The following is a 15,420-nucleotide window of genomic DNA, read 5'->3' as shown; positions in this document are numbered from 1 at the left end:
CCGTCCTTGATGCCGGCGGCGGTGTCGCGGACCTCGGCCCCGGCGCCCCGCGGGGGCACGACGACGGCCCGCCGCCTCCTCCCCGAGGGGAGGGGCGACGGGCCGTGGGCACCGGATGCGCGGTCCGGCGTCTCGGATCAGGCCCCGCGGGTCACGCGGAGCGGTCGGCGTCCACCGGATCGCCGGCACCGGACTCGAGCTCGGCCAGGTCCGCGCCCTCCAGGGCTTCCCGGCCGCCGGAGAACGTGAACGTCAGCTCGGCGCCCTCCCCCTCGCCCGTGGTGTCCACGGTGATGAGGGAGCCGGCCGGGATCTCACCGAAGAGGATCTTCTCCGAGAGCTGGTCCTCCACCATCTGCTGGATGGTGCGGCGCAGCGGGCGGGCACCCATGGCCGGATCGTAGCCGCGGTCCGCGAGCAGCTCCTTGGCGGACTGGGTGAGCTCGATGGACAGGTCCTGCTCCGCCAGGCGCTTGCCGAGACGGGAGACGAACAGGTCCACGATCTGCACGATCTCGTGCTTCTGCAGCTGCGGGAACACGATCACGTCGTCCACACGGTTGAGGAACTCGGGGCGGAAGTGCTGGCGCAGCTCCTCCTTGACCTTGCCCTTCATCCGCTCGTACCCGGTGGTGGTGTCCGTGGCCGACTGGAAGCCGGTCATGACGCCCTTGGAGATGTCCCGGGTGCCGAGGTTCGTGGTCATGATGATCACGGTGTTCTTGAAGTCCACCACACGGCCCTGCGAGTCGGTCAGGCGACCGTCCTCGAGGATCTGCAGCAGGGAGTTGAAGAGGTCCTGATGGGCCTTCTCCACCTCGTCGAACAGCACCACGGAGAACGGACGGCGGCGGACCTTCTCGGTGAGCTGGCCGCCCTCCTCGTAGCCCACGTAGCCGGGAGGGGCACCGAACAGACGCGAGACGGTGTGCTTCTCCTGGAACTCGGACATGTCCAGCGTGATGAGCGCGTCCTCGTCCCCGAAGAGGAACTCCGCGAGGGACTTGGCCAGCTCCGTCTTGCCGACGCCGGTGGGGCCGGCGAAGATGAACGACCCCGAGGGGCGGTTCGGGTCCTTCAGGCCCGCGCGGGTGCGGCGGATGGCGCGGGACAGGGACTTGATCGCCTCGTCCTGGCCGATCACGCGGCGGTGGAGCTCCTCCTCCATGTTGCGCAGGCGGTCCGTCTCCTCCTCGGTGAGCTTGAACACCGGGATGCCGGTGGACTTGGAGAGCACCTCGGCGATGAGGTCCTCGTCCACCGTGGCGACGTCGGCGTCCGCGCCGGTGCGCCACGCCTGCTCCTTCTCGCGGCGCTCGTCCCCGAGCTGCTGCTCCTGGTCCCGCAGGCGGGCGGCGCCCTCGAAGTCCTGGCCGTCGATGGCGGCCTCCTTCTGGGTGCGCACCTCCGCGATCCGGGACTCGTAGGCCTTGATCTCCGGCGGCACGGTCATGCGACGGATGCGCAGACGCGCGCCGGCCTCGTCGATCAGGTCGATGGCCTTGTCCGGCAGGTGCCGGTCGGAGACGTAGCGGTCCGCCAGGCCGGCGGCGGCCTTGAGCGCGCCGTCGGTGATGGAGACCTTGTGGTGCGCCTCGTAGCGGTCCCGCAGGCCGCGCAGGATCTCCGTGGCGTCCTCGACGGACGGCTCGGCGACCTGGATCGGCTGGAAGCGGCGCTCGAGCGCGGCGTCCTTCTCGATGTGCTTGCGGTACTCGTCCAGCGTGGTGGCGCCGATGGTCTGCAGCTCACCGCGGGCCAGCATCGGCTTGAGGATGCTGGCGGCGTCGATCGCGCCCTCGGCCGCGCCCGCCCCGACGAGGGTGTGGATCTCGTCGATGAACAGGATGATGTCCCCGCGGGTGCGGATCTCCTTGAGCACCTTCTTCAGGCGCTCCTCGAAGTCGCCGCGATAGCGGGAGCCGGCCACGAGGGAGCCGAGGTCCAGCGAGTAGAGCTGCTTGCCCCTGAGCGTCTCCGGGACGTCGCCGCGGTCGATCGCCTGGGCCAGGCCCTCGACGACGGCGGTCTTGCCGACGCCGGGCTCGCCGATGAGCACGGGGTTGTTCTTGGTGCGGCGGGAGAGCACCTGCATGACGCGCTCCATCTCGCCCGCACGCCCGATGACGGGATCCAGCTTGCCGTCGTGCGCGGCCGCGGTGAGGTTGCGTCCGAACTGGTCCAGCACCACGGAGCCGGCGTTCTGGCCGGCCTCGCCGCCCTGGCCCACCCCGGCGCCGGCGGTCTCCTTGCCGCCCTGGGCACCGCCCTGGTAGCCGGAGAGCAGCTGGATGACCGTCTGACGGACGCGGTTCAGGTCCGCGCCGAGCTGCACGAGCACCTGGGCGGCCACGCCCTCGCCCTCGCGGATCAGGCCGAGCAGGATGTGCTCGGTGCCGATGTAGTTGTGGCCGAGCTGCAGCGCCTCGCGCAGGGACAGCTCGAGCACCTTCTTGGCGCGCGGCGTGAAGGGGATGTGGCCGGGCGGGTTCTGCTGACCCTGGCCGATGTCCTCCTGCACCTTCTCTCGCACGGCGCCCAGGGAGATGTCCATGGACTCCAGTGCCTTGGCTGCGACGCCCTCACCCTCGTGGATCAGACCGAGCAGGATGTGCTCGGTGCCGATGTAGCTGTGGTTGAGCATGCGCGCCTCTTCCTGGGCGAGCACGACCACCCGCCGGGCGCGGTCGGTGAATCTCTCGAACATGGGCACACTCCTTGCGTACGGTCGTGGTCGACACTACGCACCCGGGCCGCGTGCCGCGCGACTGTTCGCCAGCGGGAGAAGCGGCCCGGCCGTCGTCGGGAGGGGCCGGAACGAGGCCCGGGGACGCCGATTCCTCGACGCACCCGGGCGGGGCGCTCACTTGCGCTTCGCGTTGCGGTAGGCCTCCACCACGTCGCGGTGCAGACGGCCCCGGCTCGAGACCTCGTAGCCGTTCTCGGCCGCCCACTTGCGGATCTGGGCGGCCTCGACCTTGGGCGACGGCGGCGCCACGGCGCGGCCCTTCTTCATGTAGGGCTTCAGGAACTCACGGAGTTCCGCAGCGTGCTCCTTCGACAGGTCGATCTCGTAATTGCGACCGTCCAATGCGAAGTTCACGGTCTCATCTGCAGGCGAACCGTCAAGATCATCCACGAGGACCACTTCTACCTTCTGTGCCAACGGTGATTCCCACTTTCTTCTCTCGTGCGCGTGTCCCTGGGTTCCGGTCTTCGCTCTCGGGCTTCTTCCCCGCGTGCTCACGATTCCGGCCGTGCACTTGTGGTGATTCAAGAATACCGCAACAAAGCCGGGCAGAAGGATTCTTCAACGCCGGGGAAGGAATCTCACCGGGCGCGGTCCTCCGGATCAGCCCCCGGCCCTCCCTCGGCTCGGCGTCGGGCCGCCCACTCACGGGCCTCGGCCTCCTCGCGGGCCGCCCGCGCGTCCGCGCCCGAGAGCCGGCGGGCCTGACTCTCGCGCTCGCCCGTGTCCGAACGCAGCAGGGAGCGCATCACCAGCCAGAAGATGAGCCCGAGGCCGATCGAGGGGGCGAGGACGGAGAAGTAGTCCCAGAAGTCGGCCATGTCAGGCCTCCGGCTTGAGCAGCGGGAAGAGGATGGTCTCGCGGATGCCGGCGTCCGTGAACAGCATCACCAGGCGGTCGATGCCCAGGCCGATGCCACCCATGGGCGGGGCGCCGTACTCGAGGGCGCGCAGGAAGTCCTCGTCCAGCTGCATCGCCTCGTCGTCGCCGGCGGCCGCCATCGCCGACTGGGCGGTCAGGCGCTCGCGCTGGATGACGGGGTCGATCAGCTCGGAGAACGCGGTGCCGCGCTCCATGCCGCCGATGATCAGGTCCCAGGCCTCGATGACCCGGTCGTCCGAGCGGTGCGGGCGCGCGAGCGGCTGGGCGGCCGGCGGGTAGTCGTACACGAACGTGGGGTTCATCAGGGTGGGCTCCACGATCTCGCCGAACAGCTCGATCACGAGCTTCTCCGCGTCCCACGCGGGGTCCACCTTGACCTCGTGCTCCGCGGCGATCGCCCGCAGCGTCTCGGCGTCCGTCTCCGGGGTGATCTCGCGGCCCACGGCCTCGGACAGCCCCGGGTACACGGCGACCCAGGCCCACTCGCCGTCGAGGTCGATGACGCCCTTCGCGGTCTCGAGCCGACGCCCGGCGCCCACCGCGTCCGCGGCGTTGAGGATGATCTCCTGCATGCGCTCGGCCATGACGTGCATGTCCGCCCACGCCTCATAGGACTCGAGGGTGGTGAACTCGGGCGAGTGGGTCGAGTCCACGCCCTCGTTGCGGAACACGCGGCCGATCTCGAACACGCGGTCGATGCCGCCGACGACGGCGCGCTTGAGGTACAGCTCGGTGGCGATGCGCAGGGTCATCGGCTGGTCGAACGCGTTGAGGTGCGTCTCGAAGGGACGCGCGAGGGCGCCGCCGTGGACGAGCTGGAGCATCGGGGTCTCCACCTCCACGTAGCCGTGGCCCTCGAGGGTGCGCCGCACCGCCGAGGTGACCTTGGCGCGGGTGTAGACCATGCGGCGGGCCTCCTCGCGCACGATCAGGTCCGCGTAGCGCTGGCGGACGCGGGTCTCCTCGTTCAGGTCCGCGTGCAGCACGGGCAGGGGGCGCAGCGCCTTGGAGGCCATCTCCCATGCCGAGGCCATGATGGACAGCTCGCCGCGGCGCGAGACGATCACCTCGCCGGTGACGGAGAGGAAGTCGCCCAGGTCCACGACCTTCTTCCAGTCGGCCAGGGACTCCTCACCGACGGCGGCCAGGGACACCATGACCTGGAGGCGGACGGCCTCCCCGTCCGCGCCGGACTCCTGCAGGGTGGCGAAGCAGAGCTTGCCGGTGTTGCGGAGGAAGACGACGCGCCCGGTCACCGACACGGTCTCGCCCGAGGCCCAGTCAGGCTCGTGGCCGTCGAACCGCTCACGCACCTCGGCCAGCGCGTGGGTGCGCGGCACCTGCACGGGGTAGGCCTCGCGGCCCGAGGCGAGCAGCTGCTCACGCTTGGCGGCGCGGACGGCCTGCTGATCGTGGTGGTCGACGGCGGCGGAGGCGGAGTTCTGGGTGGTCACGGTCCCCGAGTCTACCGACGGCGCCCCGCCGGTCAGCCGCGCACCCCGGGGTTGACGAGGGCCGGGACCTCCGCGCCCGTGGCCATGGCGATCGCGTTGCGCGCGGCCAGCTCGGCCATCGCGGCGCGGGTGTCCCGGGTGGCGGAGCCCAGGTGCGGCAGGAGCATCACGTTCCCCAGCTCGGCCAGGCCCGGGGCGAGGGCGGGCTCGTCCTCGTAGACGTCCAGACCGGCGCCGAAGAGCCGCCCCTCGCGCAGGGCGGTGACGAGGGCCGCCTCGTCCACCACGGGCCCCCGGGCCGTGTTGACGAGGACGGCGTCGTCCTTCATCTTCGCGATCACGTCCGCATCCACGAGGTGGTGGGTCTCGTCCGTCAGGGGCACGTGGAGGGACAGGACGTCCGCGACCTCGACGAGCTCCTCCCAGCGGACCTGACGGACGCGGCCGGCGAGGTCGCCGAGCTCCGCGGCCGCGACCTCCCGGTGCGCGGGCGGCCGCGGCGCGAACACGACGTCCATGCCGAAGACGAGCGCACGCTCGGCCACCGCCTTGCCGATCCGCCCGAAACCGGCCAGGCCCAGGGTCGCGCCGCGCACGTCCCGGCCCACGAGCAGGTCCGGCGCCCAGCCGTGGAAGCGCCCCTCGCGCACCATCCGCTCGCCCTCGTGGACGCGGCGGGTCACCCCGAGGATCAGGAGCATCGCGATGTCCGCGGTGGCGTCCGTGAGCACGTCCGGGGTGTTGCCGACGGCGATCCCCCGCCGCGTCGCGGCGGCCACGTCCACGTTGTTGTAGCCGACCGCGTAGTTGGCGATGCCCCTGATCCGCGCGTCGGCGAGCACGTCGGCGGTGAACTTCTGGTCCAGGGCCGCGACGACGACGTCGCAGTCCCCCGAGGCCACCAGCCGCGCGAGCGCGGCGTCCCCTCCGACGTCGGCGCCGTCTACCACCTCTCCGGCCTCGCGCAGCATCCCGAGCCCGGGCTCGGGGAGGCGGGTCATGAGCAGGAAACGGGGGGTCACGGCGGGGCCTCACTCTCGGATCGGGGGGAGGACGCGGCGTCGTCCGGCGTGACCAGGCTAACCGCGGACGGCGGGTGCGGCCCGGTCCGACGCCCCTTATGATTGACTCTCGTCAATCATTGACTCATGTCAATCACCGCGCCGCCCCTCCCGCCGAAGGACCCCATGACCCCAACCTCCCCCGCCCCCGAGGCCGTCGCGCCGGCCGGCGCCCCCTCGCTCGAGCGCGCCGCCGCCGACGCCGCGCGCCACCGCTCCGTGCTCCAGGCCCTGACCGGCCTCCTGCTGGGCATGTTCGTCTCGATGATCGCCAACACGGTGGTCTCGACCTCGATGCCGGTGATCATCCACGACATCGGCGGCGACCAGACCGCCTACACCTGGGTCATCACCTCGGCCCTGCTCGCCACGGCCATCGCCACCCCGATCTGGGGCAAGCTGGCCGACCTCGTCAACCGCAAGGTCCTCTTCCAGGTCGCCCTGGCGATCTTCGTCGCCGCCTCCGCGGCGGCCGGGTTCACCCACGATCCGACCTTCCTGATCGTCTGCCGCACCGTGCAGGGCCTGGGCGGCGGCGGCCTCGTCGCGCTCAGCCAGGTGATCATGGCGGACATCATCAGCCCGCGTGAGCGCGGCCGCTACATGGGCCTGTTCGGCGCCGTGATGGCCGTGGCCACGGTGGGCGGCCCGCTCGCCGGCGGCGTGATCACCGACCTGTGGGGCTGGCGCTGGAACTTCTTCGTGGCGGTGCCCTTCGCCGTCGTCGCCCTGGTGATGGTGCAGCGCACCCTCCACCTCCCGCACCGCGAGCGCCAGAAGGTGTCCATCGACTACCTCGGCATCGTGTTCCTGACCGCGGCCACCGCGCTGCTGCTGATCTGGGTCACCAGCGCCGGTCGCGACTTCGACTGGGCCAGCACCACCACCGCGTGGATGCTCGGCGGCGCCGCCGTCGCCACCGTCCTGTTCGTCGTGACCGAGCTGCGCGTCGCCGAGCCGCTCATCCCGCTCACCCTCTTCCGCGACCGCACCTTCACCCTCGCGACGATCGCCTCGATCGCCACGGGCCTGGCCATGTTCGGCTCCTCCGTCTACCTGGCCCAGTACATGCAGCTGGCCCGCGGCGCGACGCCGACCCAGGCCGGCCTCATGACCATCCCGATGATCCTCGGCCTGCTCGTGTCCTCCACGGTGATCGGCGGCCTCATCACCCGCACCGGCGTGTGGAAGCGCTGGCTCGTGATCGGCGCCGTCCTGCTGATCGCCGGCACCGCCCTGCTCGGCACCCTGCACTACGACACCTCCTTCTGGCTGGTGTCCCTCTACATGTTCCTGCTCGGCGCCGGCGTCGGCATGACCATGCAGAACCTCGTGCTCGTGGTGCAGAACACCACCGACCCGCGGCAGATGGGCGTCGCCAGCTCCGGCGTCACCTTCTTCCGCACCCTGGGCGGCAGCATCGGTGTCGCCGTGATGGGCGCCGTGGTCTCCAACGTGGTCCCGGACCGCATCGAGGAGCGCCGCGCGGACCTCGCCGCGGCCCTGCGCAGCCTGGGCCCGGACGCCGCCGAGTGGTCCGAGAGCCTGCAGTCCAGCACCCTGCCACGCGTGGCAGAGATGCCCGACGGCCTGCGCTCGATCTTCGAGGACGTCTACGCCACCGGCATCTCCCACGCGTTCCTCGTGGGCGTGCCCCTCGCAATCGTCGCGCTGATCGCGATCCTGTTCCTGCCGAACATCCCGCTGGGTCGCATGACCACCTCCGAGCGCCTCCACGCCACCCGCGCCGACCTGGCCACCCACTCCACGGCCGAGGCCATGCAGACGCTGCCCGCGACCGGTCCGATCCCCGTGGTGACCGCGGCGCAGGGGCAGCATCCCGCCGAGGACCCGGAGGAGTCCCGGGCGGTGGCGGCCGAGCGCCCGGCGACGGCGTCGCCGGTGGCCGGCCGGCCCGTCGTCCCCGCGGCGCTGGCCGTGGCGGGGACGGCCCTGCTGGCGGCCGTCGTCACCGCGCTGGTCCGGGCCCGCCGTGGCTGACGGCGCCCCGGACCCGGGCAGAGGCGGCGACGACGCGGGCTTCGAGGCCGCCGTCCAGGGGCTCGAGCAGGCGTTCTCGCGTCTGGTCCTGCAGCACCGCCAGGTGATGGTCCGCTACGCGGCGGCCCTCAGCCCGGCCCTGTCCGTCGGGGCGATGAAGGCGTTCATGATGCTGGCCAACGAGGGGACCATGACGCCCTCGGCCGTGGCCGAGGGCCTGCTGGTGGACCGCGCCCAGGTCTCCCGCATGGTCCGCGACCTCGAGGCCGCCGGGCTGATCACCCGAGAGTCGGACCCGCGGGACCGCCGCTCCGCCCTCCTGAGCGCCAGCCCCGAGGGGCTCGCCCGCCTCGACGCGGTGCGCGGCGGCCCGGCGGGTCGCGGGCTGCGCGACGACCTGGCGCGCTGGGACCGCGAGGACATCCGGACGCTGACGCGCCTGTTGGACCGGCTGGCCGCCGAGCGTCAGACCCGGATGCAGGACCCCGCCGAGTCCGAGTGAGCCGCCGGCCGGACCCGCGGGGCCCGGCCGGCGGGCGGGATCACCAGATGGTGACGCGCTCCTCCGGGGCCAGCCACATGGGATCCCCCTCGCGCGTGCCGAACGCCTCGTGGAAGGCGTCGATGTTCTTGACCACCTGGTTGCAGCGGAACTCGTTGGGCGAGTGCGGGTCCGAGGCGATGCGGGTGACCATGGCCTCCGGTCGCGTGAGCTGACGCCACACGGTGGCCCAGGCGGTGAAGAACTCGCGGTCCCCCGCCGCGGCGTCGAGGGAGGCGCCGTCGCCCTCGTCCCGCCAGATCTCCAAGGCGCGGTGGGCGATGCCCAGGCCGCCGAGGTCGCCGATGTTCTCCCCGAGGGTGAACTCGCCGTTGACGCGGTGGTCCGGGGCCTCGGCCGGGGAGAGCGCGTTGTACTGGGCCACCAGCCGGGAGGTGCGCTCGGTGAACGCCGCGCGGTCCTCCTCGGTCCACCAGTCCTCGAGCCGACCGGCGCCGTCGTACCGCGAGCCCTGGTCGTCGAAGCCGTGGCCGATCTCGTGGCCGATCACGGCGCCGATCGCCCCCAGGTTCGCGGCCATCGAGGCCTCGGGGTCGAAGAACGGGGGCTGCAAAATGGCGGCCGGGAGGACGATCGCGTTCTCGAGCGGGGAGTAGTACGCGTTCACCGTCTGCGGCGTGATGTGCCACTCCTCCGGGTCCGGCCCGTCCGCGATCTTGCGCAGGTCCCGCTCCCACTCGAGCTCCGAGGAGGAGCGGGCGTTGCCCAGCAGGTCGCCGGCGTGGACCTCGAGGGCGGAGTAGTCCAGCCACTTCGAGGGGTAGCCCACCATGGGGCGGAACATCGCCAGCTTCTCGAGCGCCCGCTGACGGGTCTCCTCGCCCATCCACTCGAGCTCCTCGATGGACCGGCGATAGGCCTCCTGGAGCAGGCCCACGAGCTCGTCCATCGCGGCCACGTGGCCCTGCGGGAAATGGCGGGCCACGTAGAGCTGCGCCACGTCCTCGCCGGCCGCCCCGTTGACGAACGCGACCGCGCGCTTCCAGCGGGGGCGGACCTCCTCGGTGCCGGCCAGGCGGCGGCCGTAGAAGGAGAAGTTCTCCTGCACGAACGCGTCCGGCAGGAAGCCGGCGAAGGAGCGCAGCACCTGCAGGATCAGCCAGTGACGCCAGTCCTCGAGGTCGGCGGCCTCGGGTCCCTCGAGCAGCCCCTGCACACCGGAGAGGAAGTCCGGCTGCCACACCACGACCTCCGCGGCGCGCTCGCCGGCGGCGTCCACGCCCTCGAGCCACGCGTCGGCCAGGGGGAAGAGCTCCGTCAGCCGGTCGTGGGTCATGGGGTTGTAGCGGGCCACGGCGTCCCGGCTGCGGACCAGGTCCCAGTGCAGGGCGGCGATGCGCTTCTCCAGCTCCACCACCCGGACGCCCAGCGCGGCGGCCTCGTCCCGGTCCGCGCCGATCCCGGCCAGCGTCAGCAGGCGGCCGGTGTGCTCGGTGTACTGCGCGAGGATCTCGGCGTAGGCCTCGTCCCGGTAGTAGGACTCGTCCGGCAGGCCCAGGCCGCCCTGGAGCAGGTGCAGGAGCATGCGGTCCGGGTTCCCGGCGTCGTTGAGTGCGCCGGTGTTGATGAGGCCGGAGACGCCCTGACGCTGCAGTCGCCCGGAGAGGGTGAGCAGCTCCGCAGGGGTGGTCACGGTGGCCACCGCCGCCAGGTCCGAGGCGATCGGCTCGAGGCCGCGGGCCTCCACGGTCTCGTCGTCCATGAAGGAGGCGTACAGCGCGGCGATCCGGCGCTTGAGCTCCGGATGCTCCATGCCCTCCGTGTCCTCCGCATCCAGCGGCGCGAGCGGGGCGTCCCGGTGCGCGCCGGCCGCGGCCGTGGCCTGCACGCGCGCCTGGGCGGGGTCGAAGCCCGCGCCGACCTCGCGCACGGCGTCCTCGCACAGGTGCCGGACGGCGAGCTCGGCCGCGTCCCGCAGCTCGAGGAACGCGCCGTAGGCGCCCTGGTCCGCGGGGATCTCGTGGGTGTCCAACCACCCGGTGTTGACGTGGCGGTACAGGTCCTCGCGCGGCGACGGGACTTCGGGCTCGGCGGTGGCGGTCACGGCGGATCCTCCTGGACGTGGGGGGGTGGGACGGTCTCGCACGGCACTCTAGCCGTGACACCGGACACGACGACGGGCACGCACCCTGGTCGGGTGCGTGCCCGTCGTCGTGGGGACGGCCGGCCCGGGGGCCGCCGTCGGGAGGCGGGGGCTCAGCCGACCTCGGCGGCCAGCTTCGCGAGCGACTCCTCCATCTGCTCCTCGGAGACCATCGGGAAGAGGTTCTTCTCCAGCAGCTCCGGGTCGGTCACGTCGGTCCAGTCGTAGGTGAGGGACACGTCCGTGCTGCCGGAGCCGTTGTCCTCGAGCCGGTAGACCCACTGCCAGCCCTTGGGCTCGGTGCCGGCGGGGGCGGTCTTCCAGCCGACCAGCTTGTTCGGGTCGTAGGCGACCACGTGGTTGTCCGTCTGGTAGTCGCCACCCATGTGCTCCGCGTGCATGTTCATGGTGAACACGTCGCCGACCTTCTGGATGCGCTGGGTCTTGTCGTCCGACTGCACCATGCCCGAGCCGTCGAACTTCGCGTGGTTCGCGGGCAGGGTCAGGAAGTCGAACACGTCCTTGGCGGACGCGTCGATGGTCCGGGTGACGGTCTGCTGGGTCTCGCCGTGGGCGGTCTTGTTCATCTCGGTCATGGGATCAACCTAGGCACGGGGCCGGGGCGGCCGACAAGGTCTGGGGCTCAGTCCGGCACGTTGCGCCCACGCCGGAACGCGGACACGCTGCGGTGGCCGGCCACGCTGAACCGCCACGGGAAGCGCACGGAGCCGCCCTCCCCCGAGACGCCGACGCGCGGGCCCGTCACGACCTCGGTCGGCGGCTCGGCCGGATCGCGGGGCGCGGGCGGGGCCAGGAGGAACCGGGCGGGCGCGGCCGGCGCGGCGAGGCGGGCCGGGGTGCCGCCGTCGTCGGACACCTCCGGCGGCGAGGCGACGATCTCCACGGGCGCGTGGCCCATCTCCAGGGTGATGCCGAGGCCCTGGCCGAGGTTGCCCGGCCCGGAGAGCAGCTTGGGGCCGGTGTCCCGGCCGCGGCGGGCCACCGCGAGGTCCCCTCCCGCGAGCACCTCGGCCGCACGCAGCAGCACACCGCCGGCCTCCCCCTCGGGGTGGCCCACCAGGTTCAGGCAGCGGTGGATGCCGTAGTTCAGGTACACGTACGTGCGCCGCGGCGGCCCGAACAGCGCGGCATTGCGCTCGGTGCGACCGCGGAACGAGTGGGCGCCGGGGTCTGCGCCCGCGTTCCCGTACGCCTCGGTCTCGGTCAGCCGCACGGTGACGGCGCCGTCCGGGGCGACGACGGTCAGCCGGCACCCCAGCAGCGTCGCGGCGAGCGCGGGCGAGGGGCCGTCGAAGGCGGCGGCGAGACGCTCCGGGGTCACGGCAGCGGCCCCGCGGCGGGCAGCACCATGGTGTCGATCAGCCGGACGGGCGGCACGTGCGCGGCCACGAGGGCGAGGGCCTCGCGGCGCAGCGGCTGGCACAGCAGCTCCGGACCGAGCTCGGCGAAGGTGTCCCGGTCCACCACCACGAGGTGGTCCAGCTCGACGCCCGGCTCGTCCTCGACCATCCGGCGCGCGGCCTGGACGTCGACGGGCTCACCGGCCGCCGCGGCGTCGGCCAGGGAGCGCAGGGCGCGGCTGAGGACGAGCGCGTGTTCCAGGCCCGCGGCGTCCAGGCGGGTGTTGCGGCTGGAGAGCGCGAGGCCCTCGGGCGAGCGGACGATGGGCACGGCGCGGACGTCGACGTCGATGTCGAGGTCCGTGGCCAGGCGGCGCAGGACGGTGAGCTGCTGCGCGTCCTTCTGGCCGAAGTAGCTGCGCAGGACCGGCGCCGCCGGGCGCACGATGTTCCACAGCTTCGCCACGACGGTGGCCACGCCGTCGAAGTGGCCCGGGCGGGAGGCGCCCTCGAGGACCTCCCCCATGCGGCCGGCGGAGACGGTGACGATCGGCGCGTCCGGGTAACCCGGGTACATCTCCTGCACGTCCGGGGCGAACACGACGTCGGCGCCCGCCGCCGCCAGCAGGTCCAGGTCCGCGTCGAGGGTGCGCGGGTAGTGCTCCAGGTCGGCCGGATCGCCGAACTGGAGCGGGTTCACGAAGATGCTGACCGCGACGACGTCGTTCTCGGCGCGGGCCCGCCGCACCAGGGCCGCGTGGCCGCCGTGGAGGGCGCCCATCGTGGGGATCAGGCCGACGGTGACGGGCTCGGCGTCGCCGTCGTCCGTGGCGTGGGCGACGAGCTCACGGAGAGCGGAGCGCATCTCGGCGACGGTCCGGGCCAGACGCGGGCGCGCGGAGACGCCGTCGGCCTCGGCCGTCACGGGAGCGGGGAGGGCGTCCTCGAGGGTCAGGCCGGTGCCGGCGGGGACGGGGCGCTGGTCGGGGACGCGGTCGAGAGGGGTCACCCTCCGAGTCTAGGCACGGGGCCTCGGGGAGGACTTCCGCCTCACCACGCGCATCTGGTCCAAGGCCTGAGCCGCGGGCCGGATTCGGCCCCACCACGCGCGACGCCGGCCAGTCCCGTCAACGGGACCGGCCGGCGTCGTGCTCGGGTCGGGCTCAGGCGTCCTTCGCGGTGTCCTTCACCTGGCGGGCGGCGTCCTGGGACTCCGCCTTGAGGTCCTGCGCCGTGTCCGTGCCCTGCTCCTTGAGGTGGGAAGCGGCCTCGGCAGCCGACTCCTTCACGCTCCCGGCGGCCTCGCGGGCGGCGGGCTCGAGGTCCTCGCGCAGCTGCTGGGCGGCCTGCTTGGCCTCGTCCACCAGCGGGGCGGCCTGCTCCTTGAGGCCCTCCGCGGCGCGCTGCTCCACGCGTGAGGCGGGGATCAGCGAGCTGAGCAGCAGGCCGGCGCCGAAGGCGATCAGCCCGGCGGCCAGCGGGTTGCCCGCGGTGCGGCCGCGCAGCTGAGCCGGGGCCTGCTGCAGGGCGAGCTGGGCGTCGTCGGCCCACTCGGACACGCGGTCGCCGGCATCGCCCAGGCGGTCCTGGGCCTGGCCGGCAGCGTCGTACGCGGAGGCCCGGGCGTCGTCGATCACCCCGTGGGCGCGATCGCCCAGCGAGGGCTCGTGGCGGTGCTGCTCCGGGGAGCCCATGATGTTCTCCTTCGCGTAGATGAAGCCGTCCTTGATGCGGTTGGTCTGCCGGGACACGGCCTTCGTGGGGCTCACCTTCTCGGCGAGGGCGTCCACGTCCTGGCCGAGCTCGCGGCGCGTACGCTCGATGTCGGCGCGGATCTCATCGGGGTTGTTGCTCGTGGTCATCGCGTCTCCTTCGCGGGGTTCAGGGTCTCGGGGATCTCCTGAAGCGTCTCCTGGGTCTGCGGCAGACCCTTGATCTTCTCGATGTCCTTCTTGCCCTGCACGGCCAGCACGGCCGCCACGACGCCCCACAGCACGGCCACGATCAGCGCGGCCCAGCCGATCGGCAGGAACACGTCGAGCAGGTGCATCAGGGCGAGGGACAGGAACATCAGCAGGAAGAAGCCGCCGACGGCGGCGCCGGCCAGCAGCCCCGCCCCCTTGCCGGCCTTCTTCGCGGACTCGGTGGCCTCGGCCTTGGCCAGGGCGATCTCCTGGCTGACCAGCGTCGACAGCTTGGCCGACAGGCTCTGGAACATCTCGCCGAGGCTCTCGTGCTCGGCGCGGAACTCCGCCTGCGTGGGCGGCGGGGTGTGCGCGCCGGAGTGCGGCGTCGCGTCGCGGAACGGCTCGTGGGCGGTGCTCATGCGTCACCCCCGGGCCGGGTCTGGTCGAACGGCCGCTCGGCGGTCAGGCCCTGCTGGACCGGTGCCTGCGTGCCGTACGGGACGTCCCCGACGCCGGCCGCGCGGCGGGGCCCGGCGCCGTCCGCGACGCGGCCGTCGGCCTGGGAGAGCGAATCGCTCGAGTAGGCCGGGGCCTGCGAGTCCAGGTGGTGCGGAGTCACGTCCGCGTGCACCGCGTCCGGACGGGTCTCGTGACGGCGCGGCGAGGTGGAGGCGGTGGAGTCGGGCTGGGCGGCGTCGCGGATGCCGCGCGTCAGTCGACCGGCCACCAGCCCGGCGCCCAGGGCGAGGGCCAGGAACGTGCCCGGACGGCGAGCGGCGAAGCCGCGCACGTCCTGCAGCAGGTCCTGCGGGGAAGCGGTCTCCAGGCGCTGGGTCAGGGCCTCGGCACGGTCCGCCACCGAGGCGACGCCCTGGCGCACCAAATCGGTCTGCGGCTGCTCACCGGAGACCACGCGGTGCAGGTCGTCGGTGTAGCTGCGCACCTGGCCCGCGAGCCGCTCCTGCTGGGTCTGCACCTGCGCGCCGACCTGCTCCTGGGCGGAGCCGACCAGCGACTGCACCTGGTCAGCGGCCTCGTCCTTCACCTGGCCGGCCTCGTGCTTGGCGGTGGCCGCGAGGTCCTGGGCCTGGTCCTTGGCGTCACGGCCCTCGGCTGAGGAGCCGTGGGCGTTCTTCGGCGTGTTCGTCGTCATGCTGTGCCTTCCTTCGTCCGGGTCGGCGTCCCTCATGGCCGGCCCTTCTGGCCGTCCACGTCACCGGGTCCACCGGTCTTGAGCGCCAAGGTAAGCACCGCAGGGACCCTGCCGGAAGACCTCGGGTCCGCCGGGATCGGTCGACGCAACACGCGTGCCGCCGCGCCCCCCACCGGGCCGGGCGGCGCGACGGCGTCGTCTCCGGT

14 protein-coding genes are annotated in these 15,420 nt (G+C 72.6%); 2 read left to right on the top strand and 12 right to left on the bottom strand.

Features of this window, described 5'->3' with window-relative positions; all coding sequences use genetic code 11:
* Positions 1-151: 151 nt before the first annotated feature.
* The 5 genes from SJ20_RS00960 to SJ20_RS00940 form a co-directional block, all read right to left on the bottom strand.
* Positions 152-2,707: an ATP-dependent Clp protease ATP-binding subunit gene (locus SJ20_RS00960; RefSeq protein WP_044658627.1), complete on the bottom strand. Its 2,556-nt coding sequence runs from the start codon at positions 2,705-2,707 to the stop codon at positions 152-154.
* A gap of 156 nt (positions 2,708-2,863) precedes the next feature.
* Positions 2,864-3,166 carry an Lsr2 family protein gene (locus SJ20_RS00955; protein ID WP_036314827.1) on the bottom strand — a complete coding sequence of 101 codons (303 nt, stop codon included), beginning with the start codon at positions 3,164-3,166 and terminating at the stop codon, positions 2,864-2,866.
* A gap of 164 nt (positions 3,167-3,330) precedes the next feature.
* Positions 3,331-3,570: a hypothetical protein gene (locus SJ20_RS00950; RefSeq protein ID WP_036384193.1), complete on the bottom strand. Its 240-nt coding sequence runs from the start codon at positions 3,568-3,570 to the stop codon at positions 3,331-3,333.
* 1 nt (position 3,571) lies between these two features.
* Positions 3,572-5,086, bottom strand: a complete 1,515-nt coding sequence (gene lysS, locus SJ20_RS00945; protein WP_044658626.1) for a lysine--tRNA ligase — start codon at positions 5,084-5,086, stop codon at positions 3,572-3,574.
* Between the two features lie 32 nt (positions 5,087-5,118).
* Positions 5,119-6,108, bottom strand: a complete 990-nt coding sequence (locus SJ20_RS00940) for a D-glycerate dehydrogenase (protein ID WP_044658625.1) — start codon at positions 6,106-6,108, stop codon at positions 5,119-5,121.
* 165 nt (positions 6,109-6,273) lie between these two features.
* Between SJ20_RS00940 and SJ20_RS00935 the strand changes: the two genes are divergently transcribed.
* Both SJ20_RS00935 and SJ20_RS00930 read left to right on the top strand, forming a co-directional pair.
* Positions 6,274-8,148, top strand: coding sequence for an MDR family MFS transporter (locus tag SJ20_RS00935; protein WP_044658624.1), 1,875 nt, complete (start codon positions 6,274-6,276; stop codon positions 8,146-8,148).
* On the top strand, positions 8,141-8,650 hold the full coding sequence (locus SJ20_RS00930; RefSeq protein WP_044658623.1) for a MarR family winged helix-turn-helix transcriptional regulator: 510 nt from the start codon (positions 8,141-8,143) through the stop codon (positions 8,648-8,650). Before SJ20_RS00935 ends, SJ20_RS00930 begins: the two co-directional genes overlap by 8 nt.
* Before the next feature lie 40 nt (positions 8,651-8,690).
* Here the strand turns inward: SJ20_RS00930 and SJ20_RS00925 are convergent, their stop codons facing one another.
* The 7 genes from SJ20_RS00925 to SJ20_RS00895 all read right to left on the bottom strand — a co-directional run bounded on the left by SJ20_RS00925 (position 8,691) and on the right by SJ20_RS00895 (position 15,214).
* Positions 8,691-10,754, bottom strand: a complete 2,064-nt coding sequence (locus tag SJ20_RS00925; protein ID WP_044658622.1) for a M13 family metallopeptidase — start codon at positions 10,752-10,754, stop codon at positions 8,691-8,693.
* 152 nt (positions 10,755-10,906) lie between these two features.
* Positions 10,907-11,389, bottom strand: coding sequence for an SRPBCC family protein (locus SJ20_RS00920; RefSeq protein ID WP_036314813.1), 483 nt, complete (start codon positions 11,387-11,389; stop codon positions 10,907-10,909).
* A gap of 47 nt (positions 11,390-11,436) precedes the next feature.
* On the bottom strand, positions 11,437-12,135 hold the full coding sequence (locus tag SJ20_RS00915; protein WP_044658621.1) for a DNA-3-methyladenine glycosylase: 699 nt from the start codon (positions 12,133-12,135) through the stop codon (positions 11,437-11,439).
* Positions 12,132-13,163: a pantoate--beta-alanine ligase gene (panC, locus tag SJ20_RS00910; protein ID WP_044658620.1), complete on the bottom strand. Its 1,032-nt coding sequence runs from the start codon at positions 13,161-13,163 to the stop codon at positions 12,132-12,134. The genes SJ20_RS00915 and panC overlap by 4 nt, the downstream gene beginning before the upstream one ends.
* Before the next feature lie 154 nt (positions 13,164-13,317).
* A complete protein-coding gene (locus tag SJ20_RS00905; RefSeq protein WP_044658619.1) occupies positions 13,318-14,016 on the bottom strand; it encodes a DUF3618 domain-containing protein in 699 nt (232 codons plus the stop codon).
* Positions 14,013-14,480, bottom strand: a complete 468-nt coding sequence (locus SJ20_RS00900; protein ID WP_036314802.1) for a phage holin family protein — start codon at positions 14,478-14,480, stop codon at positions 14,013-14,015. Before SJ20_RS00900 ends, SJ20_RS00905 begins: the two co-directional genes overlap by 4 nt.
* Positions 14,477-15,214 carry a hypothetical protein gene (locus tag SJ20_RS00895; protein ID WP_044658618.1) on the bottom strand — a complete coding sequence of 246 codons (738 nt, stop codon included), beginning with the start codon at positions 15,212-15,214 and terminating at the stop codon, positions 14,477-14,479. Before SJ20_RS00895 ends, SJ20_RS00900 begins: the two co-directional genes overlap by 4 nt.
* Positions 15,215-15,420: the final 206 nt, after the last annotated feature.

Source organism: Micrococcus sp. MS-ASIII-49 (assembly GCF_000946635.1).
GTDB classification, from domain to species: Bacteria; Actinomycetota; Actinomycetes; order Actinomycetales; family Micrococcaceae; genus Micrococcus; species Micrococcus luteus.
Note: the sequence above shows the minus strand (reverse complement) of the source record. Positions and strands in the feature narration are given on the sequence as shown.